Source organism: Desmospora activa DSM 45169, from assembly GCF_003046315.1.
GTDB classification, from domain to species: Bacteria; Bacillota; Bacilli; order Thermoactinomycetales; family DSM-45169; genus Desmospora; species Desmospora activa.
In genome coordinates this window covers 538,475-559,814 of the sequence record NZ_PZZP01000001.1, presented here as the reverse complement: position 1 = coordinate 559,814, position 21,340 = coordinate 538,475, and the positions used below count along the sequence as shown (strand labels likewise).

At 48.2% G+C, this 21,340-nt stretch carries 19 protein-coding genes and 1 pseudogene; 1 reads left to right on the top strand and 19 read right to left on the bottom strand.

The features are described from left to right. Nucleotides 1–7: 7 nt before the first annotated feature. From C8J48_RS02745 to C8J48_RS02690, 12 genes and pseudogenes are all read right to left on the bottom strand, one after another. Nucleotides 8–280: a barstar family protein gene (locus tag C8J48_RS02745; RefSeq protein WP_107724840.1), complete on the bottom strand. Its 273-nt coding sequence runs from the start codon at nucleotides 278–280 to the stop codon at nucleotides 8–10. 13 nt (nucleotides 281–293) lie between these two features. Then, nucleotides 294–731, bottom strand: coding sequence for a ribonuclease domain-containing protein (locus tag C8J48_RS02740; RefSeq protein WP_107724839.1), 438 nt, complete (start codon nucleotides 729–731; stop codon nucleotides 294–296). 207 nt (nucleotides 732–938) lie between these two features. Beyond that, entirely contained in the window at nucleotides 939–1,403 is a 465-nt protein-coding gene (locus C8J48_RS02735) for a tRNA (cytidine(34)-2'-O)-methyltransferase (protein WP_107724838.1), read from the bottom strand. Nucleotides 1,404–1,553: 150 nt separating this feature from the next. Further along, on the bottom strand, nucleotides 1,554–2,495 hold the full coding sequence (locus C8J48_RS02730; protein WP_107724837.1) for an amidase domain-containing protein: 942 nt from the start codon (nucleotides 2,493–2,495) through the stop codon (nucleotides 1,554–1,556). A 331-nt stretch (nucleotides 2,496–2,826) separates the two neighbouring features. Further along, nucleotides 2,827–5,007 (bottom strand): RNA ligase, encoded by a 2,181-nt coding sequence (locus C8J48_RS02725; protein WP_107724836.1) that lies wholly within the window; start codon nucleotides 5,005–5,007, stop codon nucleotides 2,827–2,829. Nucleotides 5,008–5,029: 22 nt separating this feature from the next. After that, complete coding sequence (locus C8J48_RS02720) at nucleotides 5,030–5,440, bottom strand: hypothetical protein (protein WP_107724835.1); 411 nt, start codon at nucleotides 5,438–5,440, stop codon at nucleotides 5,030–5,032. 159 nt (nucleotides 5,441–5,599) lie between these two features. Next, nucleotides 5,600–6,766, bottom strand: a complete 1,167-nt coding sequence (gene mmsB / locus C8J48_RS02715; RefSeq protein ID WP_107724834.1) for a multiple monosaccharide ABC transporter permease — start codon at nucleotides 6,764–6,766, stop codon at nucleotides 5,600–5,602. Next, the gene (mmsA, locus tag C8J48_RS02710; RefSeq protein WP_107724833.1) at nucleotides 6,735–8,300 is read right to left on the bottom strand and encodes a multiple monosaccharide ABC transporter ATP-binding protein; all 1,566 of its coding nucleotides are present in this window, start codon (nucleotides 8,298–8,300) and stop codon (nucleotides 6,735–6,737) included. The genes mmsB and mmsA overlap by 32 nt, the downstream gene beginning before the upstream one ends. Nucleotides 8,301–8,536: 236 nt before the next feature. Continuing rightward, a complete protein-coding gene (gene chvE / locus C8J48_RS02705) occupies nucleotides 8,537–9,598 on the bottom strand; it encodes a multiple monosaccharide ABC transporter substrate-binding protein (protein ID WP_107724832.1) in 1,062 nt (353 codons plus the stop codon). Nucleotides 9,599–10,131: 533 nt separating this feature from the next. Further along, complete coding sequence (locus C8J48_RS02700) at nucleotides 10,132–11,310, bottom strand: sn-glycerol-1-phosphate dehydrogenase (protein WP_107724831.1); 1,179 nt, start codon at nucleotides 11,308–11,310, stop codon at nucleotides 10,132–10,134. Nucleotides 11,311–11,538: 228 nt separating this feature from the next. Beyond that, the gene (locus C8J48_RS02695) at nucleotides 11,539–11,808 is read right to left on the bottom strand and encodes an amidohydrolase family protein (RefSeq protein ID WP_107724830.1); all 270 of its coding nucleotides are present in this window, start codon (nucleotides 11,806–11,808) and stop codon (nucleotides 11,539–11,541) included. 144 nt (nucleotides 11,809–11,952) lie between these two features. Beyond that, a pseudogene (locus C8J48_RS02690) lies at nucleotides 11,953–12,270 on the bottom strand (RNA-guided endonuclease TnpB family protein); the annotation flags it as partial. A gap of 120 nt (nucleotides 12,271–12,390) precedes the next feature. Between C8J48_RS02690 and C8J48_RS02685 the strand changes: the two are divergent. Further along, a complete protein-coding gene (locus C8J48_RS02685) occupies nucleotides 12,391–12,909 on the top strand; it encodes a DinB family protein (RefSeq protein WP_107724828.1) in 519 nt (172 codons plus the stop codon). Nucleotides 12,910–13,250: 341 nt separating this feature from the next. Here the strand turns inward: C8J48_RS02685 and C8J48_RS02680 are convergent, their stop codons facing one another. The 7 genes from C8J48_RS02680 to C8J48_RS02650 form a co-directional block, all read right to left on the bottom strand. Then, a complete protein-coding gene (locus tag C8J48_RS02680; RefSeq protein ID WP_107724827.1) occupies nucleotides 13,251–13,634 on the bottom strand; it encodes a sensory rhodopsin transducer in 384 nt (127 codons plus the stop codon). A 216-nt stretch (nucleotides 13,635–13,850) separates the two neighbouring features. Beyond that, nucleotides 13,851–14,828 carry an aldo/keto reductase gene (locus tag C8J48_RS02675; protein WP_107724826.1) on the bottom strand — a complete coding sequence of 326 codons (978 nt, stop codon included), beginning with the start codon at nucleotides 14,826–14,828 and terminating at the stop codon, nucleotides 13,851–13,853. Nucleotides 14,829–15,118: 290 nt separating this feature from the next. Then, nucleotides 15,119–15,973: a sugar phosphate isomerase/epimerase family protein gene (locus C8J48_RS02670; protein ID WP_107724825.1), complete on the bottom strand. Its 855-nt coding sequence runs from the start codon at nucleotides 15,971–15,973 to the stop codon at nucleotides 15,119–15,121. Nucleotides 15,974–16,138: 165 nt separating this feature from the next. Continuing rightward, on the bottom strand, nucleotides 16,139–16,921 hold the full coding sequence (locus C8J48_RS02665) for a carbohydrate ABC transporter permease (protein WP_245891170.1): 783 nt from the start codon (nucleotides 16,919–16,921) through the stop codon (nucleotides 16,139–16,141). A gap of 119 nt (nucleotides 16,922–17,040) precedes the next feature. Then, nucleotides 17,041–17,973 carry a carbohydrate ABC transporter permease gene (locus tag C8J48_RS02660; RefSeq protein ID WP_425430440.1) on the bottom strand — a complete coding sequence of 311 codons (933 nt, stop codon included), beginning with the start codon at nucleotides 17,971–17,973 and terminating at the stop codon, nucleotides 17,041–17,043. A 50-nt stretch (nucleotides 17,974–18,023) separates the two neighbouring features. Continuing rightward, nucleotides 18,024–19,301 (bottom strand): ABC transporter substrate-binding protein, encoded by a 1,278-nt coding sequence (locus C8J48_RS02655; RefSeq protein ID WP_107724822.1) that lies wholly within the window; start codon nucleotides 19,299–19,301, stop codon nucleotides 18,024–18,026. Further along, nucleotides 19,298–21,109: a rhamnogalacturonan lyase gene (locus C8J48_RS02650; protein ID WP_107727553.1), complete on the bottom strand. Its 1,812-nt coding sequence runs from the start codon at nucleotides 21,107–21,109 to the stop codon at nucleotides 19,298–19,300. The genes C8J48_RS02655 and C8J48_RS02650 overlap by 4 nt, the downstream gene beginning before the upstream one ends. Between the last annotated feature and the right edge of the window lie 231 nt (nucleotides 21,110–21,340).

The window sequence follows — 21,340 nt, the reverse complement described above, 5'->3', positions numbered from 1 at the left end:
CATTTTCTCACTTAAAGATAATTGTAAACCCGTCTAACTCCACTTCCGCCTCTTTTAACACATTGACAATCGGATCGACTGCATTCCCCATCGCATCACGGCTGTCGAAAAAATCCTCCCAGATCAGGGTTACAGGCAGCTGTATCCAACCTGTCAACATATCCCACAACGCATCTAGATTACCGCCGTAATAAGCGGGAAATCCAAAAGACTCTCTAATTTCTTTATGAAAATCGTCGCGATTTTTAATTCTTTTCCCGGCAAGATATACTTCCTTCACCGACCAAACTCCCTTATCTCATTCGTTGAAATGTATTGTAGTGGTCTTCCGTTTTATAGATTAAGCCATCATTGGAATAGACGATTCGATCCGCCCCGCGGTATCCCCCGGTATAATTAATATCGCACTCGCGCCAAACCCTACCTTCTCGAGAAGGCAGTTTCCCTTCTCGATTTTGAAAGATATCCCCGCCAATGCTTTTACCGGGTGCCACATCATGCAGATTTCCCTTTTGCGGATCCCAACCGAGTGCATATGCTTCCGACTTGGTAATAAAATTGGACGGAAGGGTTCCATGTTGTGCAATATATTGAGCCACTTCCTCAAAACCGGTAAGCGCTTGTGTTTCAGCGGTATCCGTAGCATTCGCCGTTAAGCCCCCACCGAAGGAACACCCCACCACTAGCAACAACGCCAACATAAACACGCCGATCCTGCTCAAAGCTTGCATATTTTCTCTCCTCCCATATAGGTAATGACGGTTACGCCTTAAGAATTACCCACAACCAGCTTATCGTAAAAATGAAACATTTGCACGATTTGTTTTGTATCGATTTTATTAATTCAAGAAAAAAAGGCCACCCTTAACCGGGTAGGCCCAGTCTCATTCTTTAACGGAAAACAGTTGCCAACATCCCTTGCGCAGATTACACAATAACTATTCCAACCCCGGAAATCCGTTTTGTCGCAATGCTTCATACAGTACGACCATCACCGTATTGCCCAGGTTGTGGGATCGAACCACTTGACGCATTGGAATGCGGATAGTCGTATCGGCATAAGCCTCCAAAATCTGTGGTGGCAAACCGCGACTCTCCTTGCCAAATACAAAAATATCCCCATCCTGATATTCAAAAGCCGTATACGATCGCTTTGCCTTTGTCGTCGTACAAAAAAAACGACTGTCGGGAAATTGAGCGGCAAAGTCGGAAAATGAATCATGATAGCGAACATCGACCAAGTGCCAATAGTCCATCCCGGACCGCTTTAAATACTTGTCCTCCGTTGAGAATCCCAGAGGTTTTACAAGGTGCAACACCGATCCGGTCACAGCACAGGTGCGGGCGATATTGCCTGTATTATTGGGTATTTCCGGCTCAACCAAACAAATGTGAAATGGCATCTGTACGATTCCTTTCTCCACGAGCTTTTCATCATACCTTTCTATTGTAGCCAAAAAAGCAACCACAACACCAGAACCCACGTGAACACAAAAACCGGATCTCTCGATCCGGCTGATAACTGTTTTTCCAATTTAGCGAGCTTTTTCTCATCATCCCGGGATATGATAATAACGGTACTGGCACCGGGGTGTCCACGCATAAGAATCACGGTAATCCCAGTAACGACGACGAGCATTCACGGTATGGGCGTTAACCAAGGGCATACCCATGGGATCAAAAGCGGTAACGATCGTATTGTGTTGCCAATGACCATTTCCATCAAAATCATAACAGATAATATCTCCCAACTGCAGCTCTTGCGGTGAGCTAACTCGCGCCGCTCGCGTCGTTCCTCCACGATCTAAGTAATTTTTTAGGGAATTGGCTACCGCCCAGCTATAACTCCAATTTTCCCGACTGCCCCGATACCACCACCCGCGATCGCGTCGTGGGGAGAATTCCATCGCAACCCCACCGGCATGGATACATTGGGAGATAAAATTGGTACAGTCATCCTCAAATTTTTGGTAACGGGGGTTGGCCCCGTTCCACCATGTTTCCGCATATTGAACCGCCCGCATACGATTGTAGCTAGATGTATTTGCATCACCCTCCGACGGCGGATGATAATAGGACCAACCCCGTGATGCCTCTTCAAATTGATAAGGCATCACCGTACAATCGACGATCGACCAGCCGTCTTGCCCTTCTCTCAACTGAATGCGGTAACTACTGAGCTCCTCTTGTTCATGCAGATCACCCTGAATTTCATAGAGATAGCGTTGATGGACGGCGACATTCATCTCCATTTTGTCGTCTTCCTCTTGCTCTTCCCGCAATACACGAAAGCGCGTCTCTCCCTTGAGAGGTTTTAACTCCCTCATACGCTGCTGCTCACGCAGGCGCACCCACCGCTGCCGCTCCTCTTCCACCCATTCTGCGTCACCGTCCGATACCCAAGCAAAGAGGCGATCTGGCTCCCCTTCCACCCACAATTGATTCTGACCGCGAAACCAGATTGCAACAGGCTGTCTCCAACCGCGTTTCTCCATTAGGCACCGACCCCTTTGAACATCTCATCATTAAGATATGAGCGATCCATGTTCAGGTATGCCCCTCGTTTCACTCCTTGCGCCCATTTCCGGCACAGCTTCAACAGGGGGACAGACGGTCAGCACCCTGGAGAAGAACTCCCCTATAACTAGGACATCCACGGGACTTTTTTTACGAGAGGGAAAAACTCCAGTTTCAACCGTGAGATTAAAAACAAACGTTGGACAAGGGAGCCCTTTACAGGCTCAACGGTTTCTGTGAAATTTAGGGTTAGTCATGAGAAGAGGTCAAGCCTGTACCAACTATTTTTTTAATAAACCCTGGTAAATACTACCGGGGTGTAGCAACCGCAGACTGAAAATCTTCCCGCAGCTGAATAATGGACGTTTGACGCAGGTATTCACGCTCTTGCGCATTCATCCAATTGTAAACCTGGTTGTGCAGCGGCGAATACAAACGCTGGGTGACAATGGTGTGCCCTTTGGCGATCGTCTCTTTCAGCCCCCGCATCTGTTTCCAAAACTGATAGTAGGGAAGTTTGATTTTCACCATCGCTCCTGCTGCACCTTCCACCACATACCCTTCCTCTTCGATCCCCATATGGCTGGTAACCTCCCGGTACCAACGGTAAAAGTCCAGCCATGAATCAAAGGTATGGTAGTGTTTTTTAACAGTGACACCGAAGGATTGGGAAATCGCCACCAATTCTTCATACGGCTTCTTAGAAAATGTGATATCGCGATCGATCACATCCAACAGCACCAGCTGATCCCGGTCATACCGGATGATATGGGGATCTTTTTGCGGCAGGATCACTTCAAATACCCAGGAGGTGTTCTCATCCCGCAGCGATTGGGTGATGACCTTCGCCTGCTCCTCTGTAAACGCCTGGTAAAACAACTCCCGAAACCAATGGCTAAACGTATTATCAATCATCGATTTAGAGGAAAAAACGAGCTGCTCTGACGCTTGATCATAACCGAGGATGCCGAGATAACCGTTTGGCTTCTCATATAGATCAATCGGAAAACACAAATGATCGGCCAAATACCCCAGCTTTGTCTCCGGTCGTTCCTCGATGTTGAAAAATTTATTGTAGGAACGACTCACAATCTCCTCGGTATGGGTATTGATAAACAATCCACGCGCCCGGACATTGATATCATCCCATTTTCCCTTGTGGAATGCTTGGGTGGTAAAGTTGAAAGACGAAAGATTATCTCCTAGCTTCTTTTCGCGGATGTACGGATGGTTGCGCATATATTCCAATAATGTCTTCACTGACAGCTGCTCTTCTTTCACCTTTTGCGGAACCAATGCCGGTTGATGATAATGGGAATTACGGATCTCATGGGTTTCAAACCCTTCCGGCGACAAGGTGACGATACGCAAGTGGCCGCCGTGTTCCACTTGTCCCTCCAAATTGTAGGACCGTTCCGCCGCTTCCACCGGCAGACGGTAAATATTACGATGACCGTGGATTTGATAGTGATGTCCTGCGGCCCGCTCCGCCCACTCATGATCAATATCTTCCTCATATTCACCAAAGCCTTTGATTAACTGCTGTGTGGAGACAAACGATAAATAGCGAGGAATAGCCGACAACCCTCCATGGGTGACCAGTACGGTTTTGCCGTGATAGGTGTAGTATGCTAGTTGCCGGAACTTCCGGTAGAGCTGACGCACCTCTTTTTTGTCCAGACCGGCCTGCTCCAACTGCGGCGCAGTATGATCACGGAACAGATGAGAGCGTACTTCTTCCTCATTCGCCCACTTAAAAAAATGAATCTCGTGGTTTCCTTCAAGCAGGATGACATTCTTTTTCTGATAGTGTTGCAAAAAGAATTGTAATACCTCGCCATTTTGCAATCCCCGATCCAACAAATCCCCGACAAAGAGATACAGCTCATCCTCGTTAAAGCCATCGCCCAGATACTCCTGCAATGCATCATAACAGCCATGAATATCCCCGATGTGGTGGATCTTCTTCCATTCGCTGAAATCAAGGGGCTGCGACAGCTCCCCCACTACATCCCAAAATTGTTCCGGCTTAATCACCGTCGTCCATCCCTGGGGTTGTTGTCCCTTTAGTCGCTCATACGCATTAAGGATCGCTTCCTCAGGAACGTGCTTATAGGAATCCCGCGCTTGATTGCGGGCCAATGCCGTCTCCTGCGGCACATCGGTAAAATCGATGATATAACAACGATAACGATAACGCTGGCACAGTTTTTTATAAGGGGATATCGCCGACGAACGAACGTGTGTAGCATCGATGATGGTTAAATCGCCCCGCTCCATGCGAAGTTCCAGCAATTGAAACAGATGCCCCCACACATGTTTATCATTGGCTTGGCTGATCCGTGGCTCCCCATGTAAATCATAGACCGGATTCTGGTACATCATGCGAATCGCATCCGGGGAGAGTGTATACTGTGAAAGCCCCTCCCGTTCAATCCAGTGGGATTTCCCCGCTCCCATCGGCCCGCGTAACAAAAATAAAACTCTCATTATTGCTCATCCTTGCTGTATTTTAAGTTTTTAGTCGACATTTCCAACCATCATCAAAAACGATATGAAAACAGTCTGCTACACCAAAAGCATCAGCGGTGGCGGCACCCGCAGCCGCTCGTACTGCAGTTGGTACAGTATCAACAAGACTAATCCCTACATGGATTACTCGGATTACAACACCGCTCACTTCTATTCCCATCGCAGCTAAGGAGCCGAGAGTATTTTTCACTCCAATCATGGCCTCCTCCGTCTCTTTTGGGTCAAGTTCCGGCTGCGCGGAGGAGGAATCAGAAGGGTCTACTGCCCAAATAACCCGCGGATCATCATCAGCGTCAGTCGCCTCCATTTCCACACGCACCTGAGCAAAAACCCCTACCTTATTATGAAATCGGGCCAGTCTGTATTCCCCGGTAGCGGGTGTATCTTCCATATCGATCTCCTCCCTTCACCGGTAGACATTCTTGAACGTCATTCTACCATTTTTTATTAGAAAAAACTACAAATAAATGATAGAAAAACCACCGGATTCACCGGTGGAAAAGTCACTTTTACTTGTTAAGTGGTGGGTGAGATCATTACCCAATCATTCTCAACTGGAAGACCGATTCTTATTAAAAATATCAAAGGCTACGGCAAACAGGAGCACCAATCCTTTGATCCCTTGTTGCCAATCAACCCCCAGTCCGACGATCGACATGCCGTTGTTCATGACACCCATGACGAGTCCACCAACGACAGCACCGATGACGGTACCGATTCCGCCATAAGCGGAAGCACCGCCGATAAAGGCCGCCGCAATCGCATCCAGTTCAAACAGGTTACCCGCTTTCGGTGTGGCGGCATTGAGGCGGGCGGCAAAGATCATCCCCGAAAGAGCGGCCAAAACACCCATATTGACAAACACCCAGAAGGTGACTCGTTTTGTTTTGACACCGGAAAGAGCGGCTGCCTTTTGGTTCCCACCGACAGCATAGATATGGCGACCGAAGATGGTTTTCTTCATCACAAAGGTGTAACCGATAATCAGCACCAATAAGATCATTAAGACATTGGGAATGCCTTTATAAGTGGCCAAAATATACGTAAACCAATTGATTGCGGCAACAATCCCCACCAGCTTAGCGATAAAAAAGCCGATCGGTAACACATCGAAGCTGTATTTCAGTTGTTGATTTCGCCCTCTGATTTCCTTATAGACCAGGAGCAGCGACAACACCATCCCGATAAAGAGAGAGAAAAGATGAAGGTTTTCTCCACCGAAAACATCAGGAATAAATCCGGAACTGATCTGTTTAAATTCTTGTGGAAACGGGGCAATCGATTGGCCTTGCAATACAATCATGGTCAACCCGCGAAACAGCAGCATCCCGGCCAGGGTAACGATAAAGGCGGGTATTTTGACATAAGCCACCCAAAATCCCTGCCATGCCCCGATCAACGCTCCCAATAACAGACACAGGATCACTGCAGGAAGGGGATGAATACTCAACTCCACCATCAAGATCGCGGAAACGGCTCCGACGAAGGCGGCAACCGATCCTACCGATAAATCGATATGGCCTGTAATAATCACCAATACCATTCCGATTGCCAATACGAGGATGTAACTGTTTTGCAAAATCAGATTGGTGATGTTTAACGGCTTTAGCAGTGTTCCGGCAGTTAGGATTTGAAAGAGAAGGATAATCAACAGTAAGGCAATGGTCATTCCGGACTGCCTCAAGTTATTTTGTATCAGCTGTCTCACGACCTGCATCGTTTTGCCTCCTACTGACTGTCATGTATTTCATCAAGGTTTCTTGAGTCGCTTCCTCCCGGTTTACTTCACCGGTGATCTTCCCTGCGCTCATCACATAAATCCGATCGCAGATCCTTAAGATTTCAGGTAGCTCCGATGAGATCAATAATATCCCTTTTCCCTTAGCGGCGAGCTGATTGATAATCGCGTATATTTCGTATTTGGCACCGATATCGATGCCTCGGGTCGGTTCATCCATGATCAAAATTTCCGGCTCTGTCAACATCCACTTGCTCAACACTACCTTCTGCTGGTTGCCGCCGCTTAAATTTTCCGCCCGCTGCAAAATACTGGCGGCTTTAATATTTAATTTCTTGCGGTATTCCCCTGCTGTTCGGATTTCTTCGTGTTGATCGATGATCGCTCGCTTGGATAGTTGTTGTAGACTAGGCAGTGTAATATTGGTCTTAATATCATCGTTTAAGATCAACCCATAGGTCTTGCGATCTTCCGTTACATAAGCGACGCCTTGCTGAATAGCTTGACTGACGTTTTTTAACTCCACTTCTTTGCCGTCGATTTCGATTTTCCCGCTAATCTTCTGGCCGTAGGATTGTCCGAAGATGCTCATCGCAAGCTCCGTTCTCCCGGCCCCCATCAACCCGGCGATGCCTACAATTTCCCCCCGTCTGATGTGCAGGTTGACGTTGTCCACCATTTTCCTGTCTCGCTGCAACGGGTGATAAACAGTCCAGTTCTTCACTTCAAAAATCGTCTTCCCGATATCGGCTTCTCTCTTTGTATCTTGGTTGGACAAACTTCTTCCTACCATCCCTTTAATGATGCGATCTTCGGTGATCACTTCTTTTTCCCGCTCAAGGGTTTCAATCGTTTGCCCATCCCGTAAAATCGTAATGGAGTCCGCTACTTTCAATATTTCATTCAGTTTGTGCGAAATGATGATCGAAGTCATCCCCTGCTTTTTAAATTGGAGCAGTAATTGTAATAAATTTTCGCTGTCACTCTCATTTAAAGCCGCCGTCGGTTCATCCAAGATTAATAGTTTCACTTCCTTGGCCAAAGCCTTTGCAATTTCAACCAATTGCTGTTTCCCGACACCGATGTGTTTGATCAAGGTGTTCGGTGATTCCTTCAAACCTACCTTTTGCAGCAATGCCTTCGTCTTTGTCGTTGTCTGATTCCAGTCGATAATGCCTTTTTTCGCTTGTTCATTTCCCAGAAAAATATTTTCGGCAATCGTCAGCTCTGGAATCAACGCCAACTCCTGATGAATAATGACGATCCCTAAGCCTTCACTCTGCTTAATATTCTTAAATTGACAGACCTTCCCTTGAAACAGAATCTCCCCTGTATAGGAACCATCGGGATACACTCCACTCAGCACTTTCATCAAAGTCGACTTTCCTGCACCGTTCTCCCCGCATAAGGCGTGAATTTCTCCTTCTTTCACCTTGAAGTTTACATTTTCAAGGGCTTTTACCCCTGGAAATTCTTTTGTGATTTTTCTCATTTCCAACAGATGATCAGCCATCGATCTGACCCCCCCTTCAAGAGGGCGTATTCCGGAGCGTATTGATTCCAAACTTTCAATCTCCTAAACACACCCCAGATACGCTCGAATACACCAATGTAAACTCTCTACAATTCATCTGTGACATACCCAGTTTGGATACCGAACGGTTAGCACAAAGATTCGTATGAATGGCAGACGTTAAGGTTGGCGTTAATCCTCTTCAGCCTCAATCGGATGAATCACACGAAATCGATTTATTGAAGTTTCTCTTTTTTATAGTATCCGCCCTCTACCAACACTTCCTCATAGTTGGAACGATCGACAGAGACCGGTTCGATCAGATAGGAAGGGACCACTTTGACGCCATTATCATAGGTTTTGGTATCATTCACTTCCGGTTCTTCTCCTTTTATGATGGCATCGGCGATGGCAACAGTCTTTTTGGCCAGTTCTCGTGTATCTTTAAACACCGTCTGTGTCTGTTCTTCGGCGATAATCGATTTAATTGAAGCCAACTCCGCATCCTGTCCAGTAATCACCGGCATATCCTCTTCGCTGTAACCTACCCCTTTTAACGATGAGATCACCCCGATACTAATACCGTCGTAAGGGGACAAAACCGCATCCACTTTTTCCGATGTATAGTGTGTGCTCAAACGGTCATCCATCCGCTTTTGGGCCGTTTCTCCGTCCCAGCGCAGGGTGGCGATTTGGTTGAAGTTAGTCTGCTTGCTCCGTACCACTAACTTTCCTTCATCGATGTAGGGTTGTAAGACCGACATGGCACCGTTAAAAAAGAAATGAGCGTTATTATCATCAGGGGAGCCGGCAAACAGCTCGATGTTAAATGGGCCTTTTTCCTTTTTCAAATCCAATTGCTGCTCAATATATTCTCCCTGTAAGACCCCGACCTGAAAGTTATCAAAGGTCGTATAGTAGGAAACATGATCACTGTTCATTATCAAGCGATCATAAGCGATCACTTCAATCCCCTGATCGTGTGCCGTCTGCAGGACATCGGTGAGAGCCTCCCCATCAATCGCCGCGATGACAAGAATATCGACTCCTTTTGTAATCATGTTTTCAATCTGTGAAACCTGATTCTCAACCACATCCTCAGCATATTGTAAATCGGTGCGATACCCCAAGTCCTCAAACTCCTTCACCATGTTTTCCCCATCTTTCACCCAACGTTCCGATGATTTGGTCGGCATGGCAATGCCGATATAGCCGTTATCATCCCCGCCAGCTGCCCCACAGGCGACTGTAAAAACCATAAGCGCCAACACCAATATCATTGAACCTACCTTTTTCATCGATAACCCCTCACTTTTTTGTGGTTTTATATTTAATCCAGATTGTGGATAGAAAGCGCTTTCTAATTGTAGTGCTTTAGAGAACCGGATTATTAGCGCAACATCCCCTTCCCTTTAGTGAGATGATGGCGCGTTTTAGGTACGTACAATGGGACCTTTTAGTTCAATTGTACGTACCTCTAAAAGAGGTGTCAATGTATATTCTGAATAATATGTACCACGTGCTGTCAATTTGTCTCTGCCTAGAAAAAAAGAGCCCTCTTGTATGGTCGGTTAACGACCAAAATCTACAAGAGGTGCCCTTACGTGTGACTGGCAACATATCCGCCGACCCTTCGCACACCTCAATATATTACCTTAACGAAAAAACGAAATATTGGTGATATTAAAGTAAAAAAACTTCCGGTTTCACATATGTAGTCCCCATTAAGTTGATAAATATAGCGACCTTTCCCAAGACTCGTTAGACTGGATTTCAATATCCTATGAATCATCGTTTACACTTTTTTGTTCAACTATCGGCTCAATTTCCCTCAAAGTAGTTGATTGAGTTCGTAGGCTATTTTTAATCCGGTGTAGCGGTCGCGTAGATGGTGGGCCTCACGTAGAGAGCGCTGTACCAGGTCAGTTGAGATACCGATCTCCTGGGGGGTTGTGGGTCCTCCGACCGCACGTAGTAACGCAGCAAGTTCAGAGGGGAGGGGAAGCGTCTGCAACAATTTCTGCACCCTTGGCCAGTGTGCTTGCAGGCGGTTCTTCCGTTGGTCGCTTATCTCTGCGTCACCTAGGGCAGCCGCGATGTCGATTTCTGATAAACGATGATACAAATCGGCGATTAGGATGGTGGCTACACCCACTTTTGCTCCGTGAAGAATTTGAGGCTTATTCTTGCGTAACAGCTCCATCTCCCAGTAGTGTGACAAATGATGTTCTGCTCCTGACGCCGGTCGGGAATGACCTACTTGCATCATCGCTTCACCTGACTGGATCAACGCTTCCATCAATACCTTAAGACCTGCCTCAGTTTGATGGGCGATCGGCTCCAGGTTGGCAACACAACTTTCAAGGGCACGACAGGTTTTGGCCGCTGCATCCTTATCGTAGGGTTCATCCGCAAGTAGATGGGAGAGACGCCAGTCGATCAGCGAGGTATACTTCCCCACCATATCGCCCACTCCCGCGGCAACCATTAACCGGGGCGCGTTTTGCAGCACGTCTACATCCGCAATGATGGCAAGGGGTGCGCAAGTTTGAATCGTCTTTTTAACCCCACCTAGGATGATCGGGGCTCCCTTTGAAGCAAACCCGTCTACAGATGCCGCTGTTGGAACGGAGAGAAAAGGAATCTTCATCCGATCGGCGGTAAAGCGGGTAATGTCATGAATCGTGCCGGCACCGACGGCAATGAGAATGTCGGCCTCTTTTGGCACTCCCAATAAGGTGCGGACCAGGGTGGGTTCATCGGCGATAACATCACCGTGCCGGTTGGACCCTATTAAGTAGCGATCGTTTGTGATACCAGCCTGATCAAGCTGGGCGATTACCTTCCGCCCCGCCGCTCGATCCGTATTTTCATCCATGATTACAAAAGGGCGTCGATATCCATGATCGGGTAAAAAAGGAGCCAGTTTTGCCAGCGCTCCATTCTCGATGGTGACGACGATTGGATTGACTGTCTTGTCGACCGTTTGATACGGTTCATGGGATTGCATGGCTTTCCCTCCAGATGATGAGGTTAACGTGGGTCATTCCCACCATTTATATGTACGTACAAATATCAACTCGATTCAATTGTATGTACATATAAAAAGGCTGTCAATAACTATTCTGAATAGTTATCCGTATCATTCATCATCTGACTTCGCGTTGCAGGTCTAATGCGGTAGCACCTCAAGTTGGTACGTAAAAAACCACCCACTCAGGGATGGCTTTCCAATCAATCACCGTTGATAAACAATCTTTCCATCGATTATCGTCGTTTCCACCTTGCTGCGGTAGTCGAAAGGAACACCGCTCCAAATGACAACATCAGCATCTTTACCGATTTCCAGCGAACCAACCCGATCTTCCAGCTGTAAATGCTCCGCCGCACGTAAGGTGATCCCTTTCCAGGCCAGTTCTTCATCCAAGCCGTTTGCCACGGCATAGACGGTAGCAGTGATCAAGGTTTCAATGGGGACGACAGGATGATCGGTGTTGACACTCCACACAGCTGAAGCCGTGGGATTCTTGAGTCGTTAGCGTCCGCAGTCCGTTTCCGTTTTAGACAACGCTCAAGTTCAGGGGTGTATCATCACCCCGTCCCATGCAGTTAGAAATGTACCCGCATAGGCGGCGTACCTGTTACCAGTACGCTAGGCTGCTAAACCCGAAATAGCCTTCGTTATATTAATGGCGCCGTTGAGATCGGCATGGCAAGTGTGTTCACACTCTTTACATCGAAACTTAAGACCATTTCGATTGGCTTTGGCTTGATGTCCGTCTTTGCAAGTTTGGCTGGTATACTCCGGACTCACTAACTCAAATCGAATACCCACCACCTCAGCCTTGTACTTGATGAATTCTTTGAGCTGGTAGAATGACCATGAATGCAAATTTCGGCCTTGATCGGTTCTTTTTGACTTGGCTGTATTGCGAATGTTGGTCAAATCTTCCATGCGAATCACTCCAACTAATGAGGATCTTCCAGCAAACAAAAAAAGGAGAATCACGAAGGGGACGCGAATAATTGTTCTGGTAGAAAAACAGTCCCCATTTCTACTTGATAAAATATAGGAGTGAGGTGACCTCTCATGTTTGATCTCGTCAATCCAAAATTGCCTGAACGTTTATCGGTTCCGTTTGCTCTCATCGAAAACGCATACACACGGTTAACCAGATTGGTTCACGATATGAGCCAGGAGGAAATTGATTATCTAGGTCCGGCCGGAAACGTAAATAGTACCGCTACCTTGATTCAACACCTTGCCTTTACCGACTTGGAATATTTGCACTGTATCAAAGGGGAGGCGATTCCAGAAGCGTTAATGGCGGAATACGGTCCGGATCGTACCGAAGATGAGCGCTTACCGGTGGTAAAGGGACAGCAGGTGGATCAGCTTTTAGCTTCTTACCGTCGGGTGATTGATCTGATTGAGGATTATCTACAGACGTGTACCGATGAAGACGCAACTGCCACTGTAACGGTACCCTGGTGGCCGGAGTCCGCAAGTGTACGCTATGTCCTTTGGCATATGGCCGGTCACTCCATGTTTCACCAGGGGCAGATCCGGCGCTTGCGAGAGTGGTACGCACAGGAGCATCGTTCATAACGGAATGAAAAATGTTCTAGAAGAAAAATTTCAACGGTAGCAGATATAGCAAAGGCACAGCGCTTGAAAGCTGTGCCCAGATTAATGCCAAAGAAAGCCCGGTACCGATTTCCGCTTTCCTTTATCACGAATTTGTTCGTTGCCTTAGCCACCCCATCGGGGTTGGCTTTACTTTGTTGGTAAGTGTAATTACAGTAAGTCGCCTATCTTTCATCCCACGATTTTAATCGTGGGATGAAAGACAGCTTGCTCTGAAGCAGAAATGAATTGAGGTGTTAACTACCCAAGAATCCCACGGCTTTAACCGTGTGAAGTGGTCAATGTCTGTTTCTCCCCTCTTGTCACCTGCCGTTGCCATTTCCTTGATACGCCATCGTCGTCATTAAGGCCATCTCCGCTTGTGTCGTATCCATCCGCGAATACTGCACGACGATCGGAATGTCAGACTGAACCAGAATCGAATAGGGGACACCTGCTGGAATCCCGTGCCCCTCTTCACTTTTTAGTTGATCCATCCGCACATGACGGGTACGCGCAGCCGGACAGGTTACACAAAACCCCGTCAACGGCTCCCTCTCTTCAAAAAACAAGGTGAGCTCCACGTTGGCATCCCGCTCTCCCGTATTGAGGAGACAGACCGCTTCATGACTGGGAAACCGGCCGGAACTATACGTTGGAAAATAGGCATCTGGAATCAACCAAACCTTCTCCCCGTATGCCTCCACATTTTCTCCCCCTTTTGATAGAGATGACTACCTCGCAGCCAACACCTGCTCCCCCATGGCGACACACATCGATTATTTCCGGGTAACCGCTTTCCAAAAACGCCTGTATCGGACGTCTCTTTATCAAATTATTTCCTCACTCCATTGGCGACAGAACGAACAAATCGATTGGAAGGGTAGCCCGCTCTTTCGTCATTCCCGCTCTCCTGTAATCGATTACCACGCATACGCTTGTGGGGCGGGACCACCGGGACCGGGAAAGATTTCATCCAGTTTTTGCAAAACCTCTTCATCCAGCTTCATCTCGACGACACGCAAGCAAGCCTCCAATTGCTCCACTGTGCGCGGGCCAATGATCGGCGCTGTCAAGGCCGGGTGCTGTAATACCCAGGCGAGCGCAACGTTGGCTTCCGTCTCCCCCAGCTCTTTGCACAATTGTGAATAAGCTTCCAGCTGAGCGCGATGTTGTTCCACCCGATTCTGCAGACGGGCGCTTCTGGAACCCTGGGGTGCAGACAAGATATGGCCACTAAGGAGGCCACCGTCAAGCGGGCTCCAGGCAATCACACCGATCCCCTGATCCTGTGCCGCCGGCAGCATCTCTAGTTCCGGCAAGCGACAGAGCAAGCTGTATTTATGCTGCTCCGAGACCAAACCGAGAAGATTACGCTCTTTTGCCGCCGCTTGTGCTTTTACCAGATCCCAGCCAGCAAAGTTGCTGGAACCGACGTAACCGACTTTCCCTTGCAACACAAGAGCATGGAATACTTCCCACAATTCGTCCCAAGATGCATGGCGATCCACATGGTGCATCTGGTACAGCTCAATATGATCCGTCTGCAAGCGTTGGAGAGACCCTTCCAAATGGCGACGAATTTTATACGCCGATAAACCGCCCTCATCATTGGGACCGTCTAAGGGATCGTCCATTTTTCCATACACTTTTGTCGCCAGCACTACTTTCTCCCGCCGCCCTCCTCCTTGGGCAAACCAGCGTCCAATGATCGCTTCCGTCAACCCTCTCGGCTCCCAACCGTAAACATTGGCTGTATCAAAAAAATTGATTCCCGCATCTAACGCAGTATCCATGATGCGAAAAGCTTCTTTTTCGTCGGTCACATTACCAAAGTTCATCGTGCCCAAACACAGCTTACTTACCTTTAAACCCGTACGTCCCAAGTAAGTGTATTGCATCAGAAGATGCCTCCTTTGATGATTTCCAAATTTATAATGGATGGGATATTTGCAAGCGAAGTGCCTTTGCTGTGCTCCTCAGCGGAAACCGCCGAAGGGTGGGAACAAGCGGTGCTTTACAAGCACAAGTCTCGCTATGGTTACTCCGTTCCCAAGTCTGCACTGCAATGAGCGACAGCGAGTTTTGCCCGCTCCCAACCCCGGCGGATGAAGCGGACCGCCTCTCTCCTTGCAAACAGCAAGAGCACGCAGACTCAAAAATCCCTCCCCCAAATCCAATAGCCAGTTGATTATCCCTCTAATAACGAGCGGATATATTCAGCGTTTTGCTTTAAAACTTGTCGGCTCGGCCGCCCTTCGCTAAAATCCTCCATGCTGAGATAGCCGTTATATCCGACCGCTTTTAAATCATCCAGTACCCGTTTCCAGTCTACGATACCGTCCATCAGGGGAGACCAAGAAACACTCCAGGTCAGCGTCCCGTCCTTCCGACGGCTGTCCGATTTCCAAGCGGCGTTTTTTACATGAACATGAGCCAGATAGGGTCCCAGCAGTTCCAGGCCCATCCGGTAATGCTCATACCCCTCATGTACCATATTCCCCGGATCAAAAATAACACCGATATACACTGGATCAAAGCGGCTCACCAACCGGTAGGCCAATCCGGCACTGGGAGCGATCGTTTGGTGATGCGTCTCCACCAGCCCTTTCACTCCATACTTTTGGGCCAACTTTTCAACGGTGCCAAGGTAGGCGAGGGCATGCTCAAATTGATCGTGATAATTCGTGCCGTCATCGTATGATGGGACGCCGACCCGGATCTGCGATGCTCCCAGCATGGCCGCCACCTGCATCACACGTTCGGTTTTCTTCTCTTCCCCGGTCGTCAGATATGGGATCACTCCTATCGTGGATAAACCGTGTCGCCGGATTAGTCGGCGCAATCCTTCGATTTCTTCATCCGTGGCAGCAGGATCGATGGAACAGTGATGATTTCGCCAGAAAGAGGGCTTCTCCCTCTTATATTCCGCAGGCGTCTCCTTCCACCGCCATTCCACTCCTTCATAACCATATTCCGTTAAAGCAGATACCAGCTCTTCCGGTGTCAAATCCGGCGTCATCACACTATAAACGGATAACTTCATCCCATTCCTCCTAGACGCTTGATTCCCGTTGATTACCCCTACAGGTAACCTCGACCTTCCCTTTCATTGAGTGGTTGGGTCGGTTATCCTTTCCACTTCAATGTGTGGCAAGTCGCTCCACCACCGGAAAACCGGCCTCCCTCACAAGAAACCTCTTCTAAGGGCTTATCCTTTTAACCCGGTAATACTAATGCCTTCGACAATATATTTTTGGAAGATGAAAAAGACGACGACAACCGGCAGTAGCGAAACGACAGACATGGCAAACATCGCTCCCCAGTTGGAGGCGGATTGGGAGTCTAAAAACATTTTCAGGGCCATCGATACCGTGTACAGCTCCGGTTTATTCAAATAGATCAAGGGATTGATCAAATCTTCCCAGCGCCAGTAGAACGAAAAGATGGCGGAGGTAGCCAAAGCCGGTGCGAGCAAGGGCAGGATCACCTTAAAAAAGATGCTGTATTTGCTGCAACCGTCGATTTTAGCGGCTTCATCCAGCTCTGCCGGGATGGTGCGGATAAACTGCATCATCAGAAAGATAAAAAAGGGCATCCCGAACAGCTGTGGAACGATGATCGGTTTAAAGGAATTTAACCAACCCAGTTTTGAAAACAAGATATACTGGGGGATAATCACCACATCGTGGGGCAACATCATTGTCAACATCATACAGGTGAACCAAAATCGCTTTCCATAAAAATTGATACGGGCAAATCCATACGCGATCAAAGCAGAAGAAAACACCGCCCCAATGGTGGACAGAACAACAATAACGAAAGAGTTCTTGATAAAGGTGCCGAACGAATGGCCACCGATTCCCGCCCATCCGATCACATAATTGGTCCATACCCATGGATCAGGAATGAGTGAATGGGCAGTTGTAAAAATGCTGGAACTTTCCTTAAATGAGCTCATCAAAAACCAGACCAGCGGATAGAGCATCAACATGGCAAGACCCGCTACAAATAGGTGATAGATCAGCGTTTTCGGCTTAAAGCGGATGCGCCGGATAATCGGGGGTTCACTGATGACCGGCTTTGGGGATATACGAAGCGGCCGCATGTCAATCATTCCTCCTTTGACTCATAATGAACCCAGTACGATGAGGTTTTAAACAAAAGCAAGGTCAACAACGCGATCACCGCCAGCATCACCCATGCCATCGCCGAGGCGTAGCCCATATGGAAGAACGAAAAGGCTTGTTGAAACAAATACAAGGAATAGAGCAACGTTCCGTCCAGCGGCCCACCGGTACCATTGGAGATAATGTAAGCAGGGGTAAAGGTCATAAAAGCACCGATCGTTTGCATCACAAGGTTAAACAGAATAATCGGACTTAAGAGCGGCAGCGTAATTTTAAAGAAGCGATGTCCTGCGTGGGCGCCATCTACACTAGCCGCTTCATAGTATGTTTTGGGGATATTTTTTAATCCCGCCAAAAAGATAAGCATCGGTGAACCAAACTGCCAAGCGGACAAAAATATCAACGTCCATAACGCAGAAATCGGGTCTTGATACCAATAAATCGGTTGCTCCACCCCGAGAAAAAAGAGCAACGCGTTGATCGCTCCGTCATTACCAAAAAGGTTGCGCCACATAATGGCGACAGCTACGCTCCCTCCGATAATCGAGGGCAGATAAAAAAGAGTGCGATAGATTCCGATCCCCTGTAAATCTCGATTGAGCAACATGGCGATAAACAGAGCCACACCCAGCCGCAGCGGTACTCCCGCCAGGACATAGTAGAAAGTAACCTTGACTGAATTCCAATATTTCTCGTCTTCAAAAAACATTTCTTTATAATTGTCGAGACCGATCCATTGCGGCGAAGAAAAGAGGTCATAATCGGTAAAGGACAAATAAAACGAGGCCAGGATGGGGATCAGCGTAAAACATAAAAAACCGATGATAAACGGAGCGATAAAGGTATACCCTGCAACATTATCGTATTTGGTGCGCAGTTTCATTTGATCAACCCCTTCACCCATAACGGCTGACATCAAGGAAAATCTGATCGCTGATCTCTGGGACCAGCGACCAGATTCATCCCTTATTTGTTCCTGGCCAAAATTTTATTCGCCTGTTCCCGGAATGTCTTTGCCCCTTGTTCCGGTGTGACCTTTTGATAGAGAACCTGTTCGGAAACATCCGTAAGCGCCTGCATCACTTCATTGGCCCCCACTGGATCCCGCGGACTGATCGGGCTGCTCCGCTCCTCCGCCGCTATCACATACTCAAACACTTTCGCTTCTTCCGGAGGGAGAACCGCTTGTACCTCTTCCGCCACTTTGAAAGAAACCGGTACACCCCTCTCTCCTTTGATCCACTCTTTGTTCGTCTCTACATCATTGACAAAGAAGTCGATAAACTTGGCCGCCTCTTCCTTATGTTCCGAATTGTTGGCGATGGAGAAAAACATGCTGGGTTTTAGGAACAAGCCTTTCTCCTGTCCGGGGCCGGGGGGAAAATGCAATTCCAACGAATGATCTGCCACCTGTGAGAAAGCGACATACTGGTTAGACCAGTTCCATGTTATCGGGGCGGTTCCTTTAACGATAAAATCATCTTCCAGCCCTTTTACTTGCGACTGCACATCGGGAGAAGGGAAGGCTTTGGCTTTTACCAGCCGCAATTGCATCTTAAAATAATCCGCCAGCAACGAATCATCGCTGTACCCCAGGGAGCTGCCGTCCTCGCTGTACATATGCTCCCCTTTTGTCCGCAGGTAATAGGGGAAGAATACATCCGGGGGATTCATCCCATTTGTACCGTAGATATCCATCTCCTTCTTCACCTGCAGTGCCATCTTCTCAAAATCATCCCAGGTCCAATCATCCTCCGGCGGATTGAGACCCGCTTCTTTCAACCGATTATCGTCGGTGATGACGGATAAGACATTGTTGCCGAGATTAAATCCAAACAACTGATCATCGATCTTGCCGCCTTCAAGGGATTCGTCGTTAATCGCACTAACATCGATGGTCCCGTCTTCCATATAGGGTGTGAGATCGACCAGTTGGTTCTTTTCAGCGTATTCCGATAAATAAGAGGTATCCATTTGGATGATATCCGGCAACTGTTGGGCTGCCGCCATCGGGGGCAGCTTTTTCCAGTAATCATCCCAGTTGGCATATTCCGCTTCGATTTTGACATGGGGGTTGGCCTTTTCGTACATCTCAATCACTTTCATCGTATAATCATGGCGTGGCTGCCCTCCCCACCACGCAATCCGGAGCGTGATTTGATCGGAGTCCCCAGAAGCGCTGCAACCGGTGAAAGTCGTGGCTGTCAGCAACAGGGACAACAACAAAAGTGTAATCTTTTTCATTTTTTCACCCTCCCTTTCACCGTTTTGATATGAGGCTTTGGAGGCTTTTCCATCCCGGCCCCTAGATAAAAACTGGTGTGGGGCGGTTGATTATAAGCCACATTCTGCCATGCAACCCCTAACCGATAGACCGGATCATGCATCAGGGTATAGATCCGATGATCCGTCAGGGCTGTGGTAGTGTAAATCCGCAGTTCGCTGCTGTCTTCCGATCGCCAGATGACCTCCTCCCGCCAATCTCCCAAAATATCCGCTTGCAAGGACGGATTTCCTTTGGTGTGGTTGTTGGAGTACGTTCCTTCAGCCACAAGCAGATCGACAGTGCGCTCATTTTCGTAATCCCACTTGGCAATCTTGCCGACGCCGACTTCCTTCTCCGCATCCCAGTCATGATCCAGCAGTTCACGCAACAAATCCCCATCCCACCAGATGGCAAAATTGGCCGGCGGAATCTTGGTCGAGATTTTCTCCCCTTTGGCGGTATACAAGCCACCGGTCGGACTGTTCCAAGCACCGTCCACCGCCCATGACTCCGCTCCCGGATAGCGTGGATCAATATCAGCTGACAATCCTCTGCCCACATCATAATCGGTAGGAACGCCCCAAAGCAGCTCCCCTGTCGCCGCATCACGAAACTCGATTCCCGCTGGATTGGGTGTCGATTCATGCACGCTAAACACTTCCAAACCAGGCCGAGTCGGATCTAAATCACCGAGGTGCATGGCATCCCCATGTCCCAGTCCAGTGGTATATAGCCCCGTTCCATCGTGATTGACCGCCATCGCGCCATAAATGATCTCATCTTTGCCGTCACCATCGACATCGGCGATGCTCAATTGATGATTTCCCTGGCCTGCATAACCCTCGTTGCCGGGATTATCACTATCAAAAATCCACCGCTTTTTCAATTGACCGTTGCGGTAATCGTAGGCGGCCAGCATCGTCTTTTCATAGTAGCCACGGGCCATGATCAGACTCGGCCTTTTTCCGTCCAAATAAGCGATTCCCGCCAGAAAACGGTCGCCGCGATTTCCGTAGCAATCGCCCCAATCACAAATGTTCCCTCTAGCCGGTTCAAAATCTTCCGTCACCAGTGCTTTGCCGGTCTCTCCGTCAAAAACTGTGAGATATTCCGGCCCTGTCAAGATTCGCCCTTCTTCATTGCGATAATCCGCGTCAGGATCACCGATCACCTTCCCGGTGCCGTCGGTGGTGCCGTCCGCTGTTTTTAAAGCGACTTCCGCTTTGCCGTCGCCGTCCAAATCATAAACCATAAACTGGGTGTAATGGGCACCGGCACGGATATTTTTGCCCAAACCGATGCGCCATAAATGTGTACCGTCCAACTGGTAAGCGTCCAAAAAGACTTCACCTGTAACCCCGGAATGGGAGTTATCCTTAGCGTTGGACGGATCCCATTTGAGGATGATTTCATATTTTCCATCGCCGTTAAGATCACCGACACTGGCATCATTGGCACTGTATGTATAGGTGGATCCGTCGGAATTCTTACCGTCTGCCGGTTTTTGTAGGGGTAAAGAGTAATAATCTTTCCCCCATACACTTACCGTCTCCGTTTTCTCCCGTTCCTTGCCATCGATAATCGCACGGATGGTATAGGTGGAATCGAGGCCCCCCTCTCGGTCCAGATAGTTGGTGCTGAACGTAATCGGTGAAGCATTCACTTTCTTTCCATCACGATAAAGGTTAAAAGCGACCGATTCCTCATCGGTCCCCAATAAGCGCCAACTGATAAAGACACCCTCATCCACTTTTACCGCCACAGGGGCACGATCCAGATATTCCATCTGTCGTGGAGGAGGTGGTTGGGTTTCCTTTTTTGCTGTAACCAGCTGTGGACCCCAGCATGATGCGACCAGAACAGAACCAAGCAGAAACAACGTTGATCGTTTCAGCCACCACTTGACACTTTTCAACATTGCTTCACTCTCCTTTTCAAATAGGGAGATGTGTACAGAGACAAAACCAACTCAGTGGCACACAATTATGAAACCCCTTACATTTCATTGGTCTTTTTT

Excerpts from the sequence above, each read along its gene's own strand:
- C8J48_RS02700 (WP_107724831.1), bottom strand. The coding sequence starts at position 11,310 with ATGCAATCCCATGAACCGTATCAAACGGTCGACAAGACAGTCAATCCA.
- C8J48_RS02675 (WP_107724826.1), bottom strand. The coding sequence starts at position 14,828 with ATGCAATACACTTACTTGGGACGTACGGGTTTAAAGGTAAGTAAGCTG.
- chvE (WP_107724832.1), bottom strand. The coding sequence starts at position 9,598 with ATGAAAAAGGTAGGTTCAATGATATTGGTGTTGGCGCTTATGGTTTTT.
- C8J48_RS02670 (WP_107724825.1), bottom strand. The coding sequence starts at position 15,973 with ATGAAGTTATCCGTTTATAGTGTGATGACGCCGGATTTGACACCGGAA.
- C8J48_RS02655 (WP_107724822.1), bottom strand. The coding sequence starts at position 19,301 with ATGAAAAAGATTACACTTTTGTTGTTGTCCCTGTTGCTGACAGCCACG.
- mmsB (WP_107724834.1), bottom strand. The coding sequence starts at position 6,766 with ATGCAGGTCGTGAGACAGCTGATACAAAATAACTTGAGGCAGTCCGGA.
- C8J48_RS02740 (WP_107724839.1), bottom strand. The coding sequence starts at position 731 with ATGCAAGCTTTGAGCAGGATCGGCGTGTTTATGTTGGCGTTGTTGCTA.
- C8J48_RS02665 (WP_245891170.1), bottom strand. The coding sequence starts at position 16,921 with ATGTTGATGCTCTATCCGCTGGTCTGGTTTTTGATGAGCTCATTTAAG.
- C8J48_RS02685 (WP_107724828.1), top strand. The coding sequence starts at position 12,391 with ATGTTTGATCTCGTCAATCCAAAATTGCCTGAACGTTTATCGGTTCCG.
- C8J48_RS02725 (WP_107724836.1), bottom strand. The coding sequence starts at position 5,007 with ATGAGAGTTTTATTTTTGTTACGCGGGCCGATGGGAGCGGGGAAATCC.
- C8J48_RS02660 (WP_425430440.1), bottom strand. The coding sequence starts at position 17,973 with ATGTCAGCCGTTATGGGTGAAGGGGTTGATCAAATGAAACTGCGCACC.
- C8J48_RS02735 (WP_107724838.1), bottom strand. The coding sequence starts at position 1,403 with ATGCCATTTCACATTTGTTTGGTTGAGCCGGAAATACCCAATAATACA.
- mmsA (WP_107724833.1), bottom strand. The coding sequence starts at position 8,300 with ATGGCTGATCATCTGTTGGAAATGAGAAAAATCACAAAAGAATTTCCA.
- C8J48_RS02720 (WP_107724835.1), bottom strand. The coding sequence starts at position 5,440 with ATGGAAGATACACCCGCTACCGGGGAATACAGACTGGCCCGATTTCAT.
- C8J48_RS02650 (WP_107727553.1), bottom strand. The coding sequence starts at position 21,109 with ATGGAATATCTGGATCGTGCCCCTGTGGCGGTAAAAGTGGATGAGGGT.
- C8J48_RS02730 (WP_107724837.1), bottom strand. The coding sequence starts at position 2,495 with ATGGAGAAACGCGGTTGGAGACAGCCTGTTGCAATCTGGTTTCGCGGT.